This is a genomic window from Parachlamydia sp. AcF125 (genome assembly GCF_018342475.1).
GTDB lineage: Bacteria > Chlamydiota > Chlamydiia > Chlamydiales > Parachlamydiaceae > Parachlamydia.
This window is the reverse complement of sequence record NZ_JAEMUD010000001.1, coordinates 1,038,750-1,061,066: the sequence shown is the minus strand read 5'-3', so window position 1 is coordinate 1,061,066 and position 22,317 is coordinate 1,038,750. Positions and strand designations below refer to the sequence as shown.

Annotated in this window: 15 protein-coding genes and 1 other RNA gene; 8 read left to right on the top strand and 8 right to left on the bottom strand. The window is 42.0% G+C overall.

Features of this window, described 5'->3' with window-relative positions; translation table 11 throughout:
* Window positions 1-112 precede the first annotated feature (112 nt).
* Complete coding sequence (locus PARA125_RS04120; RefSeq protein WP_213157432.1) at window positions 113-1,000, top strand: MORN repeat-containing protein; 888 nt, start codon at window positions 113-115, stop codon at window positions 998-1,000.
* Between the two features lie 124 nt (window positions 1,001-1,124).
* Here PARA125_RS04120 and dnaK read toward each other — a convergent pair whose 3' ends face one another.
* The 6 genes from dnaK to PARA125_RS04090 all read right to left on the bottom strand — a co-directional run bounded on the left by dnaK (window position 1,125) and on the right by PARA125_RS04090 (window position 11,007).
* Window positions 1,125-3,074, bottom strand: a complete 1,950-nt coding sequence (dnaK, locus tag PARA125_RS04115; RefSeq protein WP_213157431.1) for a molecular chaperone DnaK — start codon at window positions 3,072-3,074, stop codon at window positions 1,125-1,127.
* Window positions 3,075-3,102: 28 nt separating this feature from the next.
* Complete coding sequence (grpE, locus tag PARA125_RS04110) at window positions 3,103-3,729, bottom strand: nucleotide exchange factor GrpE (protein ID WP_213157430.1); 627 nt, start codon at window positions 3,727-3,729, stop codon at window positions 3,103-3,105.
* Between the two features lie 45 nt (window positions 3,730-3,774).
* Complete coding sequence (gene hrcA / locus PARA125_RS04105) at window positions 3,775-4,920, bottom strand: heat-inducible transcriptional repressor HrcA (RefSeq protein WP_213157429.1); 1,146 nt, start codon at window positions 4,918-4,920, stop codon at window positions 3,775-3,777.
* A gap of 75 nt (window positions 4,921-4,995) precedes the next feature.
* Entirely contained in the window at window positions 4,996-8,115 is a 3,120-nt protein-coding gene (locus PARA125_RS04100) for an NAD-glutamate dehydrogenase domain-containing protein (RefSeq protein WP_213157428.1), read from the bottom strand.
* Between the two features lie 113 nt (window positions 8,116-8,228).
* On the bottom strand, window positions 8,229-10,244 hold the full coding sequence (locus PARA125_RS04095; RefSeq protein ID WP_249274162.1) for a heavy metal translocating P-type ATPase: 2,016 nt from the start codon (window positions 10,242-10,244) through the stop codon (window positions 8,229-8,231).
* Between the two features lies 1 nt (window position 10,245).
* On the bottom strand, window positions 10,246-11,007 hold the full coding sequence (locus PARA125_RS04090; protein ID WP_213157427.1) for a VIT1/CCC1 transporter family protein: 762 nt from the start codon (window positions 11,005-11,007) through the stop codon (window positions 10,246-10,248).
* A 219-nt stretch (window positions 11,008-11,226) separates the two neighbouring features.
* On the opposite strand from PARA125_RS04090, the gene PARA125_RS10070 reads away from it, so the two are divergent.
* The 7 genes from PARA125_RS10070 to hemG all read left to right on the top strand — a co-directional run bounded on the left by PARA125_RS10070 (window position 11,227) and on the right by hemG (window position 20,665).
* Entirely contained in the window at window positions 11,227-12,381 is a 1,155-nt protein-coding gene (locus PARA125_RS10070; RefSeq protein WP_213157426.1) for a glycosyltransferase family protein, read from the top strand.
* The gene (locus PARA125_RS04080) at window positions 12,359-13,027 is read left to right on the top strand and encodes a polysaccharide deacetylase family protein (protein WP_213157425.1); all 669 of its coding nucleotides are present in this window, start codon (window positions 12,359-12,361) and stop codon (window positions 13,025-13,027) included. Before PARA125_RS10070 ends, PARA125_RS04080 begins: the two co-directional genes overlap by 23 nt.
* Complete coding sequence (locus PARA125_RS04075) at window positions 13,024-14,622, top strand: hypothetical protein (protein ID WP_213157424.1); 1,599 nt, start codon at window positions 13,024-13,026, stop codon at window positions 14,620-14,622. The genes PARA125_RS04080 and PARA125_RS04075 overlap by 4 nt, the downstream gene beginning before the upstream one ends.
* A gap of 16 nt (window positions 14,623-14,638) precedes the next feature.
* Entirely contained in the window at window positions 14,639-15,733 is a 1,095-nt protein-coding gene (locus tag PARA125_RS04070) for a glycosyltransferase family protein (RefSeq protein ID WP_213157423.1), read from the top strand.
* Window positions 15,734-16,232: 499 nt separating this feature from the next.
* Window positions 16,233-18,236, top strand: coding sequence for a transketolase (gene tkt, locus PARA125_RS04065; protein WP_213157422.1), 2,004 nt, complete (start codon window positions 16,233-16,235; stop codon window positions 18,234-18,236).
* Window positions 18,237-18,249: 13 nt separating this feature from the next.
* Window positions 18,250-19,269: a uroporphyrinogen decarboxylase gene (hemE, locus tag PARA125_RS04060; RefSeq protein ID WP_213157421.1), complete on the top strand. Its 1,020-nt coding sequence runs from the start codon at window positions 18,250-18,252 to the stop codon at window positions 19,267-19,269.
* Complete coding sequence (gene hemG, locus PARA125_RS04055) at window positions 19,259-20,665, top strand: protoporphyrinogen oxidase (RefSeq protein ID WP_213157420.1); 1,407 nt, start codon at window positions 19,259-19,261, stop codon at window positions 20,663-20,665. Before hemE ends, hemG begins: the two co-directional genes overlap by 11 nt.
* Window positions 20,666-20,961: 296 nt before the next feature.
* Here the strand turns inward: hemG and rnpB are convergent.
* Together rnpB and cdsZ are read right to left on the bottom strand one after the other, a co-directional pair.
* An RNA gene (gene rnpB, locus PARA125_RS04050) (RNase P RNA component class A) lies at window positions 20,962-21,321 on the bottom strand.
* Window positions 21,322-21,329: 8 nt separating this feature from the next.
* Entirely contained in the window at window positions 21,330-22,097 is a 768-nt protein-coding gene (gene cdsZ / locus PARA125_RS04045) for a zinc ribbon domain regulatory protein CdsZ (RefSeq protein WP_213157419.1), read from the bottom strand.
* Window positions 22,098-22,317: the final 220 nt, after the last annotated feature.

Here is a 22,317-nt window from a genome sequence, read left to right as displayed (position 1 = left end):
AATACCCCCTTGTTATAATAATTTAGAAAATTGGCAATAATTTAATCCTAAGAAATTTACATGTTTCTTAGTTTGATTGACATAATAGTAAGCGTTTCAAAGAGGCCATTTTATGTCTATTTTACCCATCGAATTTCTCGGCTTGGCAACAGCTGAGAAGATTATTCATCCCGAAAGAAGCCTAGGCAAGTTACATAATAGAATCGTATTTCAAGGCCTAAACAATTCCCGCTATTTTATCCGCATACATTCTAAGCTTATTATTTCAAACGCTCCCCCAAAACTTAATTTTTTTGAAAGAAGAAGAATAGTCCTATTAAAAGTTAAAGATCCTTTAGGCCAAGAAGGCTACCTAAAAGTAAATGCAAATAGTTTAAGAAAACGGTTTTCAATTGCAAAGCGGGCTTTTTGCTATCAGAAAAAAATGGACAAGCTAGACTTAACTTCTACGATAGTAGAGCAAATACAAGCAATTCAGAAAGGAAATTTAAAAGCTGGTTTTTCTACGACCAAAAGACTTTTTTCCAAAGAGATTTATATAGGGCATAAACAAAATGGCCTTTATGAAGGATACGGGATACTTAAATTGCCTGGTTTAAGATACGAAGGGAGATTTCACAAAGATTATATCGCAGAAGGAATTTTAACTTATTCTTCTGGAGATAAATTTGAAGGAAAATTTTCCTTAGGTAAATTGGATGAAGGAACATTCTCTTATCAGGATGGCACCCGATACAAAGGACAATATTTTGAGGGCGCTTACCATGGGTTAGGCACCCGTACTTATTCTTGTGGTTCTCGATATAAGGGAGCATGGGCCAAGGGGAAAAGAGATGGCAAAGGCATTTATACTTTTGCAAACGGAAAGCTGCTTGCCGCCCACTGGAAAGACGATATTATTGTTGAAGAAAGAGATCTATTTGAAATTCAAGCTGCCTTAAAAGGGCGGAAGCGCTATCTCCAAAGGCTGGCTGCAATGAAGCAAGTTCCTCCTCAATAACACCTATTTTCAGCCCCACCTAGAAAAGTATGGGTTCAAAAACTCGGCTTGGATATTTGCCTAAACAATAAAAAAGGCCCGCTTTTGCGGGCCTTAAGCGTCTTAATTCAATCAAGTGGAAGGATTACTTCTTATCTTTATCGTCGATAATTTCAACTTCTGCCTCTTGAATGTGGTCTTCCCCTTTAGGATGCTCAGGGTGCGCCTGCCCAGAAGAAGATTGCTGCTGGCCACCCGGAGCTGCTTGGGCACCTCCCGCTGCCGCCCCAGCTTTCGCTACCGCTTCGCCAATATGCTGCATACTCTTTTCAAGGTCTTCTTTAGCAGATTTGATTCTAGCCATATCTGTCCCTTCAAGAGCTTTTTTCACCGCATCAATTTTACCTTGCACCTCACTGACAACTTCTTGGGGAAGCTTGTCTTTATACTCTTCAAGAGCTTTAGATGCCCGGAAAGCTTGAGAATCTGCTTCATTGCGAATTTCCACTTCTTCCTTACGCTTTTTATCTTCTTCAGCGTGCAGTTCCGCTTCTTTTAACATTTTTTGAATATCTTCTTCCCGCAATCCCGATTGAGCTTCAATGCGGATTTTTTGCTCTTTTCCTGTAGAATTGTCTTTGGCTGATACATGCAAAATCCCATCTGCATCAATATCAAAGGCCACTTCAATTTGCGGGGCTCCCCGTGGAGCAGGTGGGATATCGGCTAAGTCAAATCTTCCAATCTCTTTATTGTCATTCGCCATTTTGCGTTCCCCTTGCAAAACTCGAATGGTTACAGCAGGTTGATTGTCGGCAGCTGTGGAGAAGACTTGTTTCTTTTGGGTAGGAATGGTGGTGTTTCTTTCCACCAACGGAGTCATCACGCCTCCCATGGTTTCGATTCCAAGAGTTAAAGGGGTTACATCCAATAGAAGAACGTCTTTCACCTCACCTGCGAGAACTCCCCCTTGAATTGCCGCACCTATTGCCACTACTTCATCTGGGTTTACCCCTTTATGCCCCTCTTTTCCAAAAATGGATTTCACCACCTCTTGTACAGCAGGCATACGGGTCATTCCCCCCACCAGGATAACTTCCCCAATATCGTCTTTAGTAAGGCCAGCATCTTTTAAAGCTTTGAGGCAAGGCTCACGGGTACGGTCAATCAGCCCAGCGGTTAAGCTTTCTAACTTGGCGCGTGTCAAATTCAAAGATAAATGCTTAGGACCAGTTGCATCCATGGTGATAAATGGCTGATTGATCTCAGTCGATTGTGTACCGGAAAGTTCAATCTTCGCTTTTTCGGCGGCATCGCGCAGACGTTGCAGAGCCATTTTATCGTTGTGCAGATCAATGCCTGTTTCTTGTTTGAAAGTCTCCAACATCCAATTCAAAATGGCATGGTCAAAATCGTCCCCGCCGAGATGCGTATCTCCGTTTGTCGCTAAAACTTCAAAAACGCCCTCGCCAATTTCGAGAATAGAAATATCGAAGGTACCACCACCCAAGTCAAACACGGCAATTTTTTTCTCGGTTTTTTCTTTATCTAAGCCATACGCCAGCGCAGCTGCTGTGGGCTCTGGAATAATACGCTTAACATCTAAGCCGGCAATTCGCCCTGCGTCTTTGGTAGATTGGCGCTGGGAATCATTAAAGTAAGCGGGCACTGTGATGACGGCCTCTGTCACCTTCTCGCCGAGATAGGCTTCAGCTGTTTCTTTCATTTTGATCAAAATTTGGGCACCGATCTCTTCGGGGGTCACAATTTTACCTTGAACTTCAAAAACAGCATCCCCTTGTGCATTTTCAGTCACTTTGTAAGGAACGGTTTTGATTTCATTTATCACTTCCTTGTATTTATGCCCAATAAAGCGCTTCGAGGAGAAGATAGTGTTTTCCGGATTTGTGACAGCTTGCCGTTTTGCAGGAATCCCTACCAATATTTCATTTCCTTTATAAGCCACCACAGAAGGTGTTGTACGGGTTCCTTCTGCTGAGGGAATCACCTTTGGGACCCCTCCTTCCATGACAGCAACGCAGGAGTTGGTAGTTCCAAGATCGATTCCAATAATTTTTCCTTTCTTTTTATTCATATAATCCTCCTTTTATCTCTTGCTCTTTTTATTCGGTTTGCTCAGGAGCTGGTTCACTGACCGCTTTTGCAACTTTAACGCGTGCTGGTCGAATGACCCTCTCTCCCATTTTATAGCCTTTTAAACTTTCCTCTACGACAGTTCCTGGAGCAAATTCCCCTGTCTCTACCATTTCGATCGCTTCATGTAAATGGGGATCAAAGGATGTGCCCACAGAAACCATGGGAGCTACCCCGTTGGTGGCCAAAACATCTTTAAATTGATTTAAAATCATTTCGAATCCAAGTGCCCACCCTTTGACTTCGGCGGACATCTGATCCTTGAATTTTAAAGCGTTCTCCATCTGATCGATCGGATTCAAAAAATCAGCAATCACATTTTGAAGAGCATATTGAATAAGCTCTTGCCGCTCTTTTTGCAGTCTTTTTCTTTGATTTTCCGCTTCTGCAAGAACTCGTAAATATTTATCTTTATTGTCAGCAGCATCTCGGCGAAGAGCTTCAATTTCTTTTTCTTCAATTGAAACAACATTCGGTTGAGGTTTGACTTCTCCTTCTTGAGCTGGGGTGCATTCGTGGGAACACATGCATTCTGCATTCACCTTATCCATTTCACTTTGATCTTTTTCATGATTTTTGTTATCGGCTTTTGTCATAGTTAACCTCTTGTCTAAAACTTGTTTTCTTCCATACCTTACGTTCTACCGCCTGTCTTCTAACAAAAAGCTAGCGTGATTTAACGGCGGAAGCTCTTTCTCTGACATGGTTCGGTGAGGCTGACGAAAACTGAGTTTAAATCTAAAAACATGTCTTGTCAGCGTTTCACTAATATATTCGGAAAAAACTTTTAAAATCCCAAATAGTCTGCGATAAGGCATTTGCACTGGGCCTAAAATCCCAATAGCACCTACATTGTGTTGATTGATTCGATAAGGGATAGCGAGCACACTACAAGTGGGTATTTCGGACGAAAAAGGAAGCAAATCTTCCCCTATCCATACTTTTAAGCGACTATGCGTTACGCAGTCTCGCAAAAGTAACCGCATACTCTGCGCATCTTCAAACAAGGCTAAGTTGATAGCTAGGGCAGCAGGCGTTTGATAGTCGGCATGCGTGGCTAATTTAGAAAATCCTGTGCGATAGACCTCTTCATCCGTAAAATTGGAATAGCCTACAATATAACGAACCATCAATTCGTTATACATTGTTTGGCCTAAAAGCTCTTCCTCTTTGTTTAGAGTAGTAGGTTTATCAAATCCTGTCAAACGCCAATGAAAATAAAGCTCAAGCCTTTTGATTGTAAAAGCATTTAATTTTTTATTTACATATAAAACTTCTGTTTGAATAATGCCGAAACCAGTCACTAAAATGCACAGGCAGCGGGAATGATCGATTGAAACTAGCTTTAGTTCAACGAGATAATCTTGATCAAAGCGGGGAGCCGATAAAAAAACAGCTTGATTGCTTAATTGGGAAAGGGTTTCTGCAGCATATTGTAAATAAGAAGCAATTTCACGCGTCTCTACCTGTCTCAAAGCCTGTAAAACTTTCTCATCTTCAGGAGCAATGATAGCCGAGTTGAGATATTCTTCTGTATAAAGACGCAAAGCCTTATTGGTCGGAACTCTCCCGCTTGAAGTATGCTGTTGAGAAAGATAACCTTCTTGTTCCAGGTTTGCAAAATAATTGCGTATGGTCGCGGAACTAATGTTTTCAAAACCAGCCCCCTGTAACGTATGCGAGCCGACTGGCTTTCCTGTATTCAAGTAATATTCAACTAATCCGAGCAGCACCTGCCTCTCTCGGTTAGATTTATGACCTTTCTTTGAAGTGGCTGGAACTTTCACCAAAGCTCTCCTTGTTTATGACTAGTATACAAGGAAAGAGAAAACGGGTCAAGCTTGATTTAGCACTCGAAGGGTTTAAGTGCTGATTTCTTTCGCCTCCAGGGCTTTTCCTCTCGGGGGATAAAGATATTCCTCCTTCTGTTCAAGCAAAAGAGGGAGGACATCGACGACAGAAGGAAGCCAAGAAATCCCGCGCGAATAAACTAAATCTGCGGCAATTGAACAAGCGATGATCGCTTTTTTATGGTGCTCGGGGATTTCTTGCAGTAAAGCGTGTTGAAATCTTTGCCGAAGAGTGGGTAAGCAATAGCGTAAAAAACGGCGAATTAAAGGATCATTTAGGTCTTTAGAGAGCTCAATTTCCTCGAGGAAATCCAAGAGCTGGTAAGTAAATTGGTTGATTCGCTTGGAAATAAGCTCTGAAATATCCGTTAAATACCCCCCTTGCTCCTCAAGTGTGCGCAAAAGAAGCCGAGCTTCCTCAGAGGCACATTTTTTTAAGCGTTCCAAAATTTCTACGGCAAGCTGGCTCTTGTAGGTGATGAACTCTTCATCTGTTAAGGTTAAGCCACATAAGATTTCAAAAGAAGAACAAATAACGCCTGTTTTATTCGCAGAACTGTCCTTAACAATCAAAACTTCCTTTTCTTCTAAGAAACGTCGAGCCTGAGGAGTTAAATAAAGATTGGCTCCTTCAATAATCAAACGGGAAGTGGGGCTTCCTTTATCATCCAGAAAATCCTCCACGTTGGAGTGATTAAGCGTTCTCGGCCTTCCCCCTGCAGGAATAAAAACATCTGTTTTTGCCTGATGCACGTTATGCCTTAAGAGGTGATTCATCTCGCTACCCGAAATCCAGTCTTCTATCAATTTGCCCTCTTGTTTTTTCCAGCAAAGCACTTGTTGGATAAAAGCTGTTTGATTGCGCTTGGATTCTTTATCCACTAAAAACCCACCCTCATTTAATTTATTTGGTGGATAATAGCGAATAGGCTTTCGCTCCTTAAAAAGCTCAGCTAAACAAGCGAGGTCCAACCCTTGAGGGTCATGAATAGTCCCCGACACATCTGTTAATGCCAACAATTTAGCGGTATGTGGGAAATAGCGGTATAAATTACAAATCTGATTGCCAGCCACATCTCCGTCTGGCCCCCCAGACATCTTCACGGTAAATTGTTCTTTTGTCGGATCAATCCCTATGAAATGCAAGAGAGCTTCCATATACACATTGACGCCCAAAGAGGTGACTCCATATTCCTTGTGGTTAATTCCCACAATCGGCTTGCCTGAAATAAAAGCTCCTCCCGGTTTATACCCATATTTCCGGCTAAAAGCGGCAATCCATTGAATCATGGAGTCGTGCATATTTTCGTCAGGTCCTAGATAAATATATTCAGGGCGCTGCCAATAATCCACAATATACTTGGCTCGCAGAGAGCCGTCCGGATGACAATTCACAATGGTTAACAAACTTTCAATGTAGGATCGCTGCGCTTGGTAAAGAAATTCCTCCGCTTGTTCCTTTCTATAAAGGGCCAAATTTTCTTCAATTCCTGCCGGGTCTGTTTGGGAAGCTTCTAGTTCCTTTCTCAAAATTTGAGTTTCCGAATCTAAACGCTCATAAGGGTTGATAAAAAGGACCCCTTTAGCTCCTCCTTCGGGGATATCCTTATTTTTTTTGTGCTGGGTATAAGCCAAACTGTAACATTCGGTAAAAATTCTGTTGCCTTCGCTAACCATATGCTCAGCCTGGGAAGGGAAAACGGTTCTTAGCCCTCCCCGCGCTAAATCTTTGAAGCGAATATGAAACCCCAAAAAATGCATTCCTTTTGAAAAAATAATAGCAAAAGGAAGCTCGGGAAATTTTTTTTGCCGCTCAAAAGGAATCTCATCGAGGTAATGGGGATCCATTCGAAAGCTTAAGGCTGTATAGTTCACTCGATAAAAATTCGTTTTATAGCAGTAATGAACCAAATTCATGCCTTGCCGCAGCACATTTTTCCGGCGCAGGTCATTCTCTTCGTGTCCCGTGTCTAAATTGGCCACATCTTCCAAAAACTTCGTTCGTATTTTTAAATACTCTTCCAGATTGCCATCATCCGGATCGAATTTATTCTTGAAAGCCAAGCAAATCTGCTGTGTGAGCTCTGGATGCCGGCATAAATCTTCTTCGATTTTCTCCGGAGTATAAAGATGTGCATCAAGATGAACTAGACACTGATGGATGAAGCTCACGCTAGCCCGAAGAAAATTCCCCATAGCTCCCGTCACCACGCCTTTGCTAATCAACTGCTGATCAATCTCATCGAAGCTAGGGAAGTATTTAACTGTCACAAATTCTCTTAAAAAGTTAGGAATATCGGCCACATCCCACGCCGCCTCACCATTGCTGCCATGCAAGCTTAACACCATTAATAAAATGCTATTTTTGCTGTAAGGATCAATGTAGCAGGCATTTACGCTTTTCATCACTAGTCCATGCCGCTGAATCGTGCGTGCCAACCGATATAAAAAGTGGTATTTGGGCGTATTGCGCCATGCCAAGACGATTTGCATCGAAGCCACACCTTTTTCTTGCCAATCTTCATTATAGCGCACTTCATATTGGCAATTGTCGCGCGTTTTGGCCCGGAAAAACATACCGAGTGCTAAAATTAAGCGCTCAACTGGCAAGGCTCTTAAAAAGCGGTTGTTGATGCCTGACAAAAGGCGTTCAAATTCCTCATCTGAAACTTGGGGGTTGCGTTCTTTGACGAGCGCTCGCAGCTCTTCTTTTTCTTTTTGGGGATAAGCAGGAATAGCAGGTTCAATGGCTTCGGTAAAATAAAGGGAGGCAACGCGCAAATTAGCGGAGACGCCCGGAAAAGGGAGAGCCATTTTTGAGACATACGTTTGGTAATTTTTGATTCCATAAAGGGCATAGTCTTTCAAGATACGTAAATCCGCATCCGCGCTGTCTAGGCACATCACAATAGCTGCATGCTTTAACTGAATAGTGGAAAAAAACTCTTGAACGTGAAATCCCATTAAACTATGGGTAATCAGCATAATATTTTCTTCGCTGATATCCTCAAAAAAGGTATGAGGCATAGCCTGTTCAAGCCACTGATAATACCCTTGAAATTTTTGACTTTCGTTCTTTACAGCGATTTCGAGTTGCTCATGAGTTAGCGTGAGAGGCCTTGTTCTTTCCATAAAAGCTCCGGCAGCAGAGAGTCTTTCTAACGATTAATCCTAATTGGGATCATAGTTATCCATGGCAATTTGTTCAATCTGTCCGATGAAAATTAAATAGGCCCTCCATCCCTTTAATCGCGCATAAGGCGTAAGCCGTTTAGCCCCACTAACACGGTTCCCCCTTCATGCAAAATAACCGCTAGCCACAGCGGGATAACCCCTAATAAAGCAGGCAAGCTTGCCAATACAATGGCCAAGCCAGCTAAGGTTAAATTTTGACGCACAATTCTTTGCGTTTGATGGGCTTTTTTTATAAGCCAATGCAATTGGTCGATATTATCTTGTAATAAAACAATATCGGAGGCGTCTATAGCACTTGTACTCCCCACTTTCCCCATGCAAATGCCCACAGTCGCGCGAGCTAACGCCGGCGCATCATTGATCCCATCTCCAATCATGGCCAATCCCCTTGATTGGGCCAAATGCGAGACATGTCTAAGCTTACCTTCAGGGGTTAAGTCTGCATGGTATTCTAGAATACCAAGATCTTCTGCTATACGCTTCGCACTGGCTCGATGATCTCCAGTTAACATGACCAAAATTAAATTCCATTCTTTCTTAATCTTTTGTAAAGTTTCTTTAATCAAATTGCGAGGGGTGTCGCGAAATCGAAATAGAAATAGGTCTTGCTCGATTAAAAGAACTGTCAGCAACTCTCCTTTTTGTTGAAATTCTTCGATCTTAGCTCGAAGGGCTTCCGCTTTTTCAGCGGATAAATGAGCCATCATATATTCGGGCCGCCCTAAATATATCTTCACCTCTCCTTGCGAGCTTGCCACATGCGCTTCTAATCCATAGCCAGGGATACTTTTAAAAGCACTCAATAACAACGGGGTAATGTTTGCTTGTTGCCCGTGTTTTAAAATGGCTTTTGCAATGGGATGGACGGCATTCATTTCCAGCGTGTAAGCTATTTTCAAAGCCTCTTCAAGTGAATGAGCGGTTTGTCCGATAGGTTCTATGGCTTCTACCGTTAGATCCCCAGTCGTTAAAGTTCCGGTTTTATCAAAGGCAATGGCAGAGCAAGACGCTAAAGCATCTAAGCTAAGCCCTCCCTTAAGCAGAATACCTCTGCGAGCGCAAGCACTGATCGCGCTTAAATAAGCAATGGGGATGGCAATAATTAAGGCACAAGGAGAAGCTGCTATCAAAAAAGCCAAGGCGCGATAAAGAGACCCTTCCGTTCCTAAAAAGGGGAGGTTAAGCAGCCAGGGCAAACTCGTGGCAAACAGCAAAGAAAGTAGAATAATCGTAATCGCATACCGACGACTCACTGTATCAAACCATCTTTGCAAGCGCGGACGCGCTTCTTGAGCTTGTGTCACAAGCTGAATAATTTTTGCTAAGGTAGAATCGTTGCTTGTGCGAAAGACTTCCAAAGTTAAAAAGCCATCCAAATTGCGCGCTCCGGCAGGAACTAAATCCCCCACTTTTTTAATCACAGGGAAATTTTCTCCCGTTAAATGCACTAAATTTACAGAGGAAGTCCCCTCGACCACTTTGCCATCTAATGGGACAACTTGACCTGCTTTAACTAGGATATGTGTCCCTACCTTAATTTCTTTTACCGACCTCTCGATTAAAGTTCCTTGGGGAGTCATCACACAAGCCAAGGTGGGGGAGAGTTTGTATAAGCTGCTCATCGCCCCTTTCGCTTTGGTTGTCACAGCCTCCTCCATCGATCCTGATAAAGCAAATAAAACTAGTAGCAATCCTCCCTCCATTCCACTTCCAATCAAAACAGAGGAAAAAGCCGCTAGGGTCATCAAGATGTCAATGTTAATATCCAGGACGGCCAAATCTTCCAAAGATTCGATTAAGGCAGGAATGCCTGCTAAAAAATACACAGAAATGAGAAAAAAATGGGAGAGGGAAAGTAGGGAAGGAAAAAAAGAGAAAATAAAAGAAAGGGCAAGCAAACACGCAGCAAAAATCGAGGCTTTTAAGGGAAGGTTGACTGCCCAAACTCTCGAGTGGGGGGTCAAAAAAGGGCTTGCTGATTCTTGTTCATCCAAGTCAAAAAAGTCATCAAATACCACAGGATGTTTTGCTAAATTAGATTCAGTAGAACTAGAAGGAATCATCATTTTATGGACCTAGAACATAGGGGATTAGAAAATAGACGAAGCCAGCACTTAAACAAAATAGACCTAAATTCCAAATCATAGCGGGGATATAGCGATTGCCAATTTGATGGGCAGCGTAAGCTGAAGTGACCCCGCCCACAATAAAACTTCCCCAAATTAAGCCATATTGAGGTGCAAACCATTCTGCCAGTAAACAAAACATCGCGCTGAGAACAACCCCAATTAAGGCGCCTAGTCCTTGCATTAAAGGATGTTCCGTTTTTGCTAACGATAAACCAAGCTCTTCTTCTACCATCACCCGTAAAAGACGGTCGCCATCAGCCATTAATACATCCACCACATCTTCCAATAATTGCCCTTCAAATCCTTTTGCGGCATATAAGTCTTTAAGCTCTTTCTTTTCTTGAGCCCGATTGTGTTCAATCTCCCATTTTTCTTGTTTGAGCACGCGATGTAAACGCTCCAATCTTGACCATCCCAACCAAGCGCTCCGCCCAACTTTCCAAAGGGCCCAAGCTAAAGCAAAAATGAGCAGTAACTTCCAAGCTGTTGCTAGATAAAATCCATTTTTAAATAACACAATTTCGATCAGGAGAAGCACAAGAGCTGTTTCTCTTGCGGCATCTATGGCTGCTGATAAATATCCAGGCATTTCTACCCCATGAATTTCAGCAGAAGCTATCAGGCCTTGAGCTTGGGCTTCCACTACATGATCAAGTGCATCTTTTCCTCTAAAATGGGAGGGAGGCTGATTATCTGGCATCTTTTTATTCCTAATTATTTTATTTTCACACCTTTTGAATATACCTAATCGATAGAATAAATTGGTAGAAACCTCTTAGATGTGCTAGATTACCAACCGCGAAAGCGTTTGAGCTGGCACCCCCTCCTCTAGCTAAAATTAATTTGATTTTAAAATTTGCAATCCTCAAAGTAACGTTTTTAATTGGCAAGCAAGAAAAACAGCTATGAGGGATAAACGGTGAAAGGGCTTTTTTGGTGTCAATATGTCTTAGGAATTGGGCACCTCGTCCGTGGCCTACGCCTCTGTCAGGCACTCACCAAACATTTTGACATCGATTTTTTTCAAGGGGGAAGAGAGGTCTACTTATCTTTTGAATCTCCCCGTTTTAAAAAATGCATTCTCCCTGCAGTTTCAAATAACGATCAAGAACCGATTGTAGGAGTGCTCGCTTCTAAACGCAATATCTTCAACACTTTTGAAGTAAGGAGACGTTTAATTCGCTCCTTTCTTGAAAAAACGGAAGAGCCCTACTCTTTTTTTTTCACCGATTCCTTTCCTTTGGGAAAGCTCGCCTTCACTGAAGAGATCTTGGAAATTATAGACATTCTCAAAAAAGCTAATCCAACTTGCTTAGTGATTAGCTCAGTGAATGATGTCAGCTCTAATCTAGGGGGAAACTGTAAAGAAGCTGTGGATATTTTACACGCTTACTACGATCGCTTATTTATTCACTCTGACCCCAATTTTATCCGTCTGGAAGAAACCTCAAGTGTCGCTCGCGAATCCCAACATATGATCACTTATACAGGCTATGTCGCCACTCCTCCCCCTGAAAAGATTTTCCACGAAAAAACTAAGCAAATTTTAATTTCAGCAGGCGGCGGCGGAGTATGTGAGGAGCTCTTACGCGCAGTTGCCCAAGTGACCATTTACTTTCCTGATTACGAATTTTGGTTTGTGCTAGGTCCTAATTCTCCCAAAACATTGGATCAAGACTTAAAAATGATGCAAAAAATGCTTCATCCTTCCAATATCCGGATTTCCCATTTTCTACCCAACTTCACAGAGCACTTAAGCCGGAGTGCTTTGCTCATCACCCTTGGGGGAAGTACTTTAGCTGATATGTGCCAAACTAGGACACCTGGACTTGTTTATCCTTACATCTCTCCAAAAACTCGCGAACAACCTTTTCGTGCCGAAAAATTTGCTGAAAAAGGGGTTGTGACAATGCTCAGTAAGGAAGATCTAAAGCCGGAAAGATTGACTAAGTTAATTCGGGATCGTATCGCCGCCCCTTTTCCTGATATCCAAATTAACGCAAATGGAGCCGAAAATACCGCTAATCTATTAATTGAGCTTTTAAGAAAAAATGAAAGTTTTCTTCCGCAATGATGATTTAGGATGGGATCGAGAACGGTTTCAAAAGCTGCTCAATCTTTTTGCTTCCCACCACACTAAGCTTAATGTAGCAGCGATTCCCACAAGCTGCCTAGAACTTTATCTGCCCAAAACCTTCGCAGAATATCAAGGTCTCCTCCAGATCCATACACACGGTTATGCACATGTCAACCGCATTCAAATCGGTAAACGGTGCGAATTTGATGAAACACGCTCATGCGAAGAGGTGGAAAAAGAAATGCAAGCGGGGAAAACAATTTTGGAAAAATTATTTCCAAACCTTTATTTTCCAGCTTTTACGCCTCCTTGGAACAATTTGCCAGACAAATTTGTACCGGCCTTGCTTAAAACAGGCTATAAAATTTTATCGAGAAGCGATGTTTCTCATACAACGCCTGCCTTAGATATCCAAAATCTGGATGTTTCACTGAGCCTACATTCGAGCAAGCGCAAGCTCTATATCCCCCATACCTTTATCTTAGATGAAATAAAAAAAAGAGAAGGCTCCTTACAACCTTACGGTATCCTCTTACACCATGCGATGATGGATGATTTAGACTTTTCTTTTCTCGATCTGCTACTCAAAAAATTTCAAGAACGACGCATAACAGCTTACTTTTTTAGCGAGCTTCAAACATGAATCCAATCGATTATATTCTTCTTCTCTCTTCTTTTGTGCTATTCCCCCTTGTCAATAGGGGGATCCTTTGCTTTTCGGGCGACCTGACAAAACTCCATTCCGAATCAGACCTTTTTAGAATGCAGACTGAAAAACAACTGGCCAAAATCGACCAGATTTTCTATAGCCGTTGGATCCCTCCCCTTTTTTTAACCGCTCTTAGCAGCCTATTTCACTCTTATTTAAACTGGAATACCTTTGACACTACAGGAATTGTGCGAGGGTTCATTGTTTTTATCTGCGGAATGATCACTTGGAAAGCGGTCTCATTAGATCGCGATCTTGTCACTGATAAGCCAAGCATTCCCTCTAGGATTGCCTTATTAGCCACCCTCTGCGGCGTGTATGTGTATCCTGGCTTTATCGTTTTGTTTTTATTCTTGGCTATTCACTATTGCCGCTCATGGTATCATCACCAACTGATGGCTCTACGCATTCTACAAATGTTTGCCTCTTTACTTGCTATAACCGCTTTAGCCAGCCTAGGGCAGTTTTCTCTACAAACTCCCTATCCACCTCACTTAGCAGTTCCCCTCTTCCTATTTTTGTGGGTGATTGCGGCCCATTATTTTTATTCAGGTGTGGCTAAAATGAAGCTAGGCAAACATTGGTATAGCTGGGCTTTAGATAACCGCATTCACTACTTAGCGCTTTCAGCTTATCTGTGGGGATGGATGCGCAAGCAAAACGCGCAAACAAGGATGCAATGGATTCAACATATCGCCCCCTATGATCGTCTTTTTCAATTTGCCGCCCTATTTTTTGAGTGCGGGTGGCTCATATGCGGATATTCGCCCATTTTAGCTCAACTGTGGTGTATCCAAGGGATCTTTTTTCATTCCCTGGTTTTTATTTTGTCGGGAATTTTTTTTTGGCAGTCTATTTGCGTACATTTCATTTTTTTAAATGTCCTTTATTTTCTTCCTCTCGAGACCTCACAGGCGTTGTTTAATGGGTGGAACGCTCTAATTTTTGCCATCCTCTTAGTTTTTCTTTTGCCTAGGCACATTTTGTGGAAGGCACAAAAACTGGCGTGGTGGGATTCCCCGTTTGCCGGAAGAATTCACTGGTACGTGATAGGGAAAAGCGGCAAGCGGTATGAGCTTTACAACAATTTTTTGGACCCACATGAACGATTTTTTGGACGGCATACTCCTTTTTTCTTAATTCCTCATCTCATGTTTCACGGCCACCTTGGCGAAGTCAATTCTCCCAAATTGCGGGATGCCATTATCGCCGCCAATGGAGATCCGAGACACATCGACCTCCTTAGAGAAAAATGTGGGTATTATGTTTACCATCCTGAGCTCGAAAAAGCCCATGACGATTATATCAAGAAATTCTTTACGAATTTGAATGCAGGAAAGCCGAAACGTGTCGTTCCCCCCTGGCTTAAAGCTCCTGGTGGACAGTTTTACTATTGGGGTCAGCTTCCGCCCTTTGAAGGGCAAGAGCCTGCTTCGCAAGTACTTATCTTTTTCAGAGAAGAATATTGCGATGGGAAGAAGATTGTACTTGTCAATGACAACCTTTTAAAAGTCATCCCTATTTCTTAGCAAAAAGGAATCATCCATGCGTGGGCTTTTTTGGTGTCAGTATCTTTTGGGAATTGGGCATTTAGTACGGGGGCTACGCCTGTGTCAAAGTCTTATTCAAGACTTTGAGATCGATTTTCTTCAAGGAGGGCGAGAAGTGCATCAAGTACTCTCTTCCCCTCGCTTCCATAAAATTCCTCTGTCTCCCCTTTCCCACCTCTTAAATCCGGCAGAATCCTATGAGGAAATCTTAAAAAAACGGCACGATTTTTTGGATTCTTTCTTAACTCTCCCCTACCAATTTTTCGTGTCCCAATCATTTCCCATGGGAAAGCATGATTTTACTCATGAGGTCTTAAATATCATTGCGCGAGTGAAAAAAATTAATCCCACTTGCCTGGTGGTGTGCTCCTGTTTAGATTATGTGCCAACCGACCCTAAACACATCGAATGGATTTATCCCCTTCTCGATCGGTACTATGACAAGGTTTTCATTCATTGCGATCCCCAAATCCTCAATCTTCACGAGACGTCTGTCCTTGCCCAAAAATTAGGAGATAAGCTGGTTTATACAGGCTATGTTTCCAGTGGAAAGTTGATTCGACCGTCCTCTGAGCGTGTCAAAAGAATCCTCGTCACTGTGGGAGGAGGATCGGTAGGTGAGGAATTACTCCGAGCAGCTGCAGAAGTATCTATTTTTTTCCCCGATTATGAATTTATGCTAGTTTTGGGGCCCCAATCTTCCCCTAAGTTGGCTAACGATTTGCACCTCTTTCAAAAGATAGGAGGAAGCAATATCCGCCTTGTGCCTTTTCTACCCAATTTTACCGAAGAATTGCAACAGTGCGCTCTTTCGATTAGCTTAGGAGGAAGCACGATTATTGACTTATGCGAAACTAAAACCCCAGGAATTATTTATCCTTATCCTTCTAAGTTCAGCAAACAACGTCAAAGAGCCGAACAGTTTGCCTCAAAAGGTATCGTACAGGTCATTTCTCCCCCTGATTTAGCCCCCCATCGTTTCCGTACCATCATTGAAAAAACCTTGAGTTCTCCTTTTCCACCCATAGAGATCAACTTAAATGGGGCTGAGAATATGCGAAGGGGTATCCAAAAACTTTTAAAAACATAGGACCTTTTTAATCACTAGTTACTTGAGAAAGAGCCTTCTTTAAATTGAACCCCATCACTAGTGGGTTGCGTAAAATTGATTCTCCACGGCCTCCCATTCCAGTGTTATACGGAAAATGGGCATAATAGCAGCGGATGGTTTTATGCTGTTCCAAATTCACTATTTCTACTTGATTTGGTACCTCACGCTTATGGCGGTTTAGCCATTTAATTAAGCTTTTGCGATCCACATAGACAATTTTTGCATCGCAAGAAGATATTTTCTCAATAAGCCCCATTCTGTTTAAAATAGCAAAAATTATCCCTCTTCTTTAATTAAATTTAAATCCCATAAATTTTCTAAGCTCCCTACCTTTAGTTTTAAGATGGCTGCTTGCCCCCTTAATTATGAACCTTTCAAAAAGAAAAACGTACTTGCCGGATTTAGAGAAGGCAGCTACAGTGTAGGAATTACTCTCATTTAACAATTTTTCACTTATACTCACTTAGCTGGAGCCCCCATGGATAAAAAGACTTTAGACCCCGCCCTTAGACAAACCCTCAGCAAGATTGCAACCACAATCCGTGGATTATCCATGGATGCAGTTCAGAAAGCGAACTCCGGCCATCCAGGTCTTCCCATGGGATGCGCAGAAATTGGGGCTTACTTATGGGGTCATGCCCTTCAACATAATCCCAAAAATCCAACATGGTTGAATCGGGACCGTTTTATTCTTTCAGCTGGCCATGGTTCTATGCTCCTTTACTCCTGCTTGCATTTAGCAGGCTATCATGTAAGTCTTGAAGATATCAAAAAATTTAGGCAGCTTCGCTCTAGAACTCCTGGGCATCCCGAATCCATTGAGACGGAAGGTGTGGAGACAACAACTGGCCCTCTTGGCCAAGGGCTAGGAAACGGAGTGGGACAAGCCTTAGGCTTAAAGCTACTAGAGGCGCGCTTTAATACACCTGAACAAAAAATTTTCTCGCCTAAAGTCTTTGTTCTAATGGGCGATGGGTGCGCGATGGAAGGAGTGACTGCAGAAGCCTCTTCATTGGCTGGACATCTGCAGCTCGACAATTTGATTGTTATTTACGATTCTAATTATGTGACCTTGGACGGCCCCATCCAAGAGTCGTGCTCCGAAAATACATTTGAACGTTATAAAGCCTATGGATGGGATGTTTACGAAATCGATGGCAATAATTTAGATGAACTGCATACCGCTATTTTCCATGTAAGAGAAAATCAAACCAAGCCTACCTTAATTATTGCTCATACAGTTATTGGAAAAGGATCTCCCCATAAGGCTGGCACCTCCCACGCTCATGGATCTCCCCTTGGAACAGAAGAAGTGGAAGCCGCTAAGATTGCTTTAGGGATCCCCCAAGAACCATTTTTTGTCCCTCAAGCTGTTTATGATTTTTTTAAGGCAAGGCAAAAGCATCAAGAGCAATTGGAAGGAGAGTGGAAAGAAGTATTTGGAGAATGGGGCAAAGCAAATCCTCAGCTTTTAGAAGAGCTGGAAAGCATGGCCCATAAAAACCTCCCAGAAAATCTAGAAGAACAGCTCAAGGGATTAGAAATCAAAAGTCCTATATCTGGCCGAAAAGCTTCACAAAAGGTTTTGGAAAAGTTGGCCGATCTTCTTCCCTTCTTATACGGAGGTTCTGCAGATTTGTCTGTTTCAGATTTGACTATGATCAAACAATTCTCTTTTATAACTCCCGGAAATTTTAAAGGGCGCAATATCAAGTTTGGTATCCGCGAATTTGGAATGGCCACCATGGCCACGGGGATGTCTCAAACGGGGATGATTATTCCTTTCATTGGCACGTTTTTAACTTTTTCTGATTACATGCGAAATGCTATTCGGCTCGCCTCTTTGATGAAACAACAAGTGATTTACCAGTTTACCCATGATTCTATTTTTCTTGGCGAAGATGGCCCTACGCACCAACCGATTGAACACTTAGCAGCTTTGCGAGCAATGCCTAACTTGCACGTTATTCGCCCTGCAGATGCGCATGAAGTGCGCATGGCTTGGATTGCAGCCCTCACTTATAAAGGCCCCACCGCCCTTATCCTATCCAGGCAAAATCTTCCTACTTTAGAGGCGACGAATGTCTCCTATATGGAAGGGGTAGCAAGAGGTGCCTATATCCTTAAAAAAGAAGCATCTTCTCCTCCAAACTTTACTCTAGTGGCTACTGGTTCAGAAGTTTCACTAGCTTTAGATGTTTCAAAAGAGCTAGAAAAATTAGGCAAATCAGTAAGGGTCATCTCGATGCCTTGCTGGGAGCTTTTTGAAAAACAAAATCCCGAATACAAAGATTCTATTTTCGGGGGGGATCTAGGCCAAAGAGTCAGCATTGAAGCCGGTGTGGAGCAAGGTTGGCATAAATACATTGGAAGGTCTGGCATTGCCATTAGCATAGAGAGCTATGGAGCATCGGCCCCTGCAAGTGTGTTAGCAACTGAGTTTGGCTTTACGGTCAACGCAATTTTAGAACAAATTCTTTAAATTGAAGGACTTAATGTACAATTCCCTTCTTCTTGACGCTCTAAACTGTAAAAATCAAAATCGTCCACCCGTTTGGCTTATGCGCCAAGCGGGGCGCTATATGCCACAATATCGAACGATGCGGGAAAAATACTCCTTTTTAGAGATGTGCCATCAACCAGAACTGGCAGCAGAAGTCACCTTAATGCCCATTAAAACGTTTGGCATGGATGCAGCCATTCTTTTTTCCGATATCCTTGTCATTCCAGAAGCCCTTGAAGTAGGACTTCGATTTGAGGAAACTAAAGGCCCTATTATCGAGCGACCTTTGAATACCTTAAACGATATCCACAATCTCCCCGATGTCCATATTCCTGAAGCCCTCGATTATGTCTCTCAAGCAATCAAAACCGTCTTACCTCACTTAAAGGTTCCTTTGATTGGCTTTAGCGGCGCGCCATTTACGCTCGCCAGCTATCTTATAGAAGGAAGGGCAAGTCAAAATTTAAAAAAAACAAAACAGTGGATGCTTCGAGAACCTTCCAGCTTTCACCAACTTTTGAATCGTCTTGCAAACTTAACCATTGAGTATCTCCTCCTACAAATTGAGGCAGGGGTAAAAGCCATTCAAATTTTCGACTCTTGGGCCCATGTTTTAAGCTATCGTCATTTTCAAGAGTTTTCTCTCCATTATCTTAAAAAAATCTTAGAAGGACTTGCCTCAGCAACGATCCCTATCATCCTCTTCTGCCGAGGTTCTTCCGTATTTGCCTCTTCCTTAGCATCTCTAAAACCCGCAGCTATCAGCCTGGATTGGAATAGCGACTTAAAAACAGTACGCCAAACCCTTCCATCTATGATTGCCCTTCAAGGCAACCTTGATCCCGATATCTTATATGCCTCTCCCCACGCAATACGACAACAAGTTTCGCAGATGCTTAAGGGCATGCAACGGGACCCTGGGTATATCTTTAATCTAGGCCATGGCATTCATCCTGATACCCCCATGGAATCGGTGTATGCTTTAGTTGAGTGTGTACAAAATGGTAAATGAAAATTCTTCCCATATTGTCATTTTAGGCGCAGGAATTAGTGGATTGACTCTCGCATGGTCTTTAAAACGACGTTTTGGAAACCGCATAAGAATGACTATTCTTGAAAAAGGAAATCGGACCGGAGGATCGATACACACCCATCATCAAGATGGTTTTTTATTTGAATACGGCCCTCGAAGTTGTCGACCCTCTGGAACAGGACTAGAAACCCTCAAACTTATCGAAGCCTTAAAATTAGAAGAGGAAGTGATTGCTGAAAGCCCCCTGGCTAAAAAAAGGTATCTTTGGAAAAATCAAAAATTACACCCCTTTCCCTCAAGCTTTTTTTCTTTCTTCACTTCTCCTCTGACGCGCACAACTATATGGCCAATCGTGCGGGAATTTTTAAAACCAAAAGCTCTTTCTTGTGATGAAAGTATTTCTTCCTTTTTTAGTCGCCGCTTCTCCTCAGAGATAGCTAAAACATTGCTCGATCCTTTAGTTAGCGGCATTTATGCAGGAGATATCGACCAGCTTTCTATCCGTTCATGTTTTCCCCTTTTATACCAATGGGAGCAAACATATGGCTCAGTTGGAAAAGGTTTACTATTCTCTCCAAAGAAAAGGAAGAACCTCACCGATTTTCAAGAGAAAATGCAAAAAACAAGTCTTTTTTCCTTTCAAAAGGGGATGGAAACGCTTCCTAAAGTTCTCTCAGGCTATTTGAATTCAGAGCTTAAATTAAATCACCTAGTTGCTGCGTTAGAATTTAGTCAAAAAAAAATAAAAATCCACCTTCACAACCAACCTATGATAGAAGCGGATTATTTATTTTCTACCCTTCCTTCTTATGCCTTAGCTAAGTTAATCACTCATCCAGAGTTAGCTAAACAGCTAAATTCTATCCCTCACACACCTATTGCTGTGGTTAACCTAGGGTGGCATCAACCTGTTTTAAGTCACCAAGGATTTGGGTTCTTAATTCCTTCTAGTGAAAAAGAACAAATTCTAGGCATAGTCTGGGATTCCTCTGTATTCCCCTCCCAAAATGCTCATCCTAGTCAAACCCGTTTAACTGTCATGATAGGAGGAGCGCATTTTTGCCCTCATCTTTTTAATACCCTCGACACTTCTCTCTTTAACTCTATTGCTATCAAAGCCCTAAAAAAATATTTGAACATTCTTCAACCTCCAGATACTTCTGTCGTTAAAGTTATTCCTCAAGCAATTCCCCAATATTTAGTAGGGCACCATCAAAAAGTAGAGACCATACAAAATATCGTTTCCCAAATGCGCTCCCCTTTTCAAATTATAGGGTCTTCCTTTTTTGGGGTCTCCCTTAATGACTGTATCGCACAGTCGGTGCAAATAGCCGAAAGTTTTCAACCTTCTTCATTATCTATCTGTTCATTTTAAATATAGTTTGGAAGCTTTGCGCTCCATTTGATTTTGAAAATAGAACTTCTTCAATCGGTTTCTTTTGTCGCCTTATTGAACGAAAAGCAAGCAAAAAGATTTCGAAAGAGATCGATTAACTACCCCTTCTTTTTGGGGATGAGCGTGCAAAGCCGGACAATAAAACCAAAAAAGCCTTAATGGGAATCTAGAAACTTTGCTCAGAAATGATTTAAAAAAGAAAGAATCACGTACTTGTGCTAAAGAACATTTTAGGAAATACTACTCTTACCCCTAACATTCACCAACAAATAAAAAGATCTGAGAAGACGATAAGCCGGATTCTGTCAGTTTGCACAGCAAACGAGCAATCATTCCTCTAGGGGCGCCGTCACCGAAACCCTCAAGCGACTTTTTAAAAGCACAGCGGAGCACTGTATAGCTTTATTTCCGTCTTGCTTTGGATGGGGTTTACCACTTCCTAAATTTCTTTAGGTAAGACCGTGCTCTTAAAGCAGGTATTTCACCCTGTCTGCAAGCAAAGCCTGCAGCGGTTTGTTTTCTGTGGCACTTTCCGTAGCCTTGCGGCCCCCAGTCTTTCACTGGCATCCTCTCCTGTAAAGTCCAGACTTTCCTCTTTTACCTCTTTAGGTAAAAGCGATTGCTTGTCTTCTCAGAATAAATATTAAGCTTTTACTGAACGGCGGCGTCTTTGTTTTGGAGCCGCTACCGTTCCTTCCAAAGCTTGGCTTTCTGGCCAATAGTGAATGCGAGAACAATGTTCGCAAAAAACAATCCGCTCACCTTTGCGAACAAGATTTTCATCTTGGGCAGTCAACATAATATGACATCCACTGCAGCAACGATTTTCAATAGCCACAACCACTCGATCTCGCTTATTGCGTAAAAGCCTTTCATAAATGCTAAATATTTCAGGATCCGCTTGTGCGACGAATTTGTCCCTTTCAGCTTTTAGCTCTTTTCCTTCTGCATTTATCCGCTCAATTCCTTCGCGAATCTCCTCTTCTAGCACTTTAGAATTTTCTTCTGTCGACTTGAGACTTTCTAACAAGCCTTTCATCATATCTTCTTCAGCGGCCAATTTATCGTATAAATCACTTAGACGCTGCTCTTTGGCTTGTTTTTCTCTTTCAGCTTGGGAAATCTCATGGCTTAAAGCATTAAATTCTTCCACTTTTTTAATGGAATGCTGCTGAGACTCAAATTTTTTAATTTTATCTTGAATTAAGGAGATCTCCCCTTCAGCCAAGCGAATTGCTTTTTTTAATTCGATAATTTCGCCTTCTTTAACCGAAGATTTTTTATGAAGATCTGCTTTTATTGCTTGCAGATTTGCCAACTCGTTTTGTCTTTCTTTTTTTAAACGCATAAGTTGGATCATTTGCATATCCAGTTCTTGGATATCTAAGATCTGATGAAGAGCATGTGCCATGAGGATTCCTAAAATTTAAGATAATAGAATCATACTAAAGAGAATTTTGACTATAGAGGAACTATACCTCAGTTCTTTATAATTTTCAATCAAAAACTTAAGCTTTCCTGCTTACGATTTCCATAATTAGAATAGCCACACCGACGGTAGTTTAGAAATTATTTTTCTATAACGGAAGCCGGCTTTATTCCGATAGGCAAAAAATTTTTAATATTTTCTA

Coding starts and splice junctions, on each gene's coding strand:
- PARA125_RS04120 (WP_213157432.1), top strand. CDS start 113: ATGTCTATTTTACCCATCGAATTTCTCGGCTTGGCAACAGCTGAGAAG.
- dnaK (WP_213157431.1), bottom strand. CDS start 3,074: ATGAATAAAAAGAAAGGAAAAATTATTGGAATCGATCTTGGAACTACC.
- grpE (WP_213157430.1), bottom strand. CDS start 3,729: ATGACAAAAGCCGATAACAAAAATCATGAAAAAGATCAAAGTGAAATG.
- PARA125_RS04100 (WP_213157428.1), bottom strand. CDS start 8,115: ATGGAAAGAACAAGGCCTCTCACGCTAACTCATGAGCAACTCGAAATC.
- PARA125_RS04095 (WP_249274162.1), bottom strand. CDS start 10,244: ATGATGATTCCTTCTAGTTCTACTGAATCTAATTTAGCAAAACATCCT.
- PARA125_RS04090 (WP_213157427.1), bottom strand. CDS start 11,007: ATGCCAGATAATCAGCCTCCCTCCCATTTTAGAGGAAAAGATGCACTT.
- PARA125_RS04080 (WP_213157425.1), top strand. CDS start 12,359: ATGAAAGTTTTCTTCCGCAATGATGATTTAGGATGGGATCGAGAACGG.
- PARA125_RS04075 (WP_213157424.1), top strand. CDS start 13,024: ATGAATCCAATCGATTATATTCTTCTTCTCTCTTCTTTTGTGCTATTC.
- PARA125_RS04070 (WP_213157423.1), top strand. CDS start 14,639: ATGCGTGGGCTTTTTTGGTGTCAGTATCTTTTGGGAATTGGGCATTTA.
- tkt (WP_213157422.1), top strand. CDS start 16,233: ATGGATAAAAAGACTTTAGACCCCGCCCTTAGACAAACCCTCAGCAAG.
- hemE (WP_213157421.1), top strand. CDS start 18,250: ATGTACAATTCCCTTCTTCTTGACGCTCTAAACTGTAAAAATCAAAAT.
- hemG (WP_213157420.1), top strand. CDS start 19,259: ATGGTAAATGAAAATTCTTCCCATATTGTCATTTTAGGCGCAGGAATT.
- cdsZ (WP_213157419.1), bottom strand. CDS start 22,097: ATGGCACATGCTCTTCATCAGATCTTAGATATCCAAGAACTGGATATG.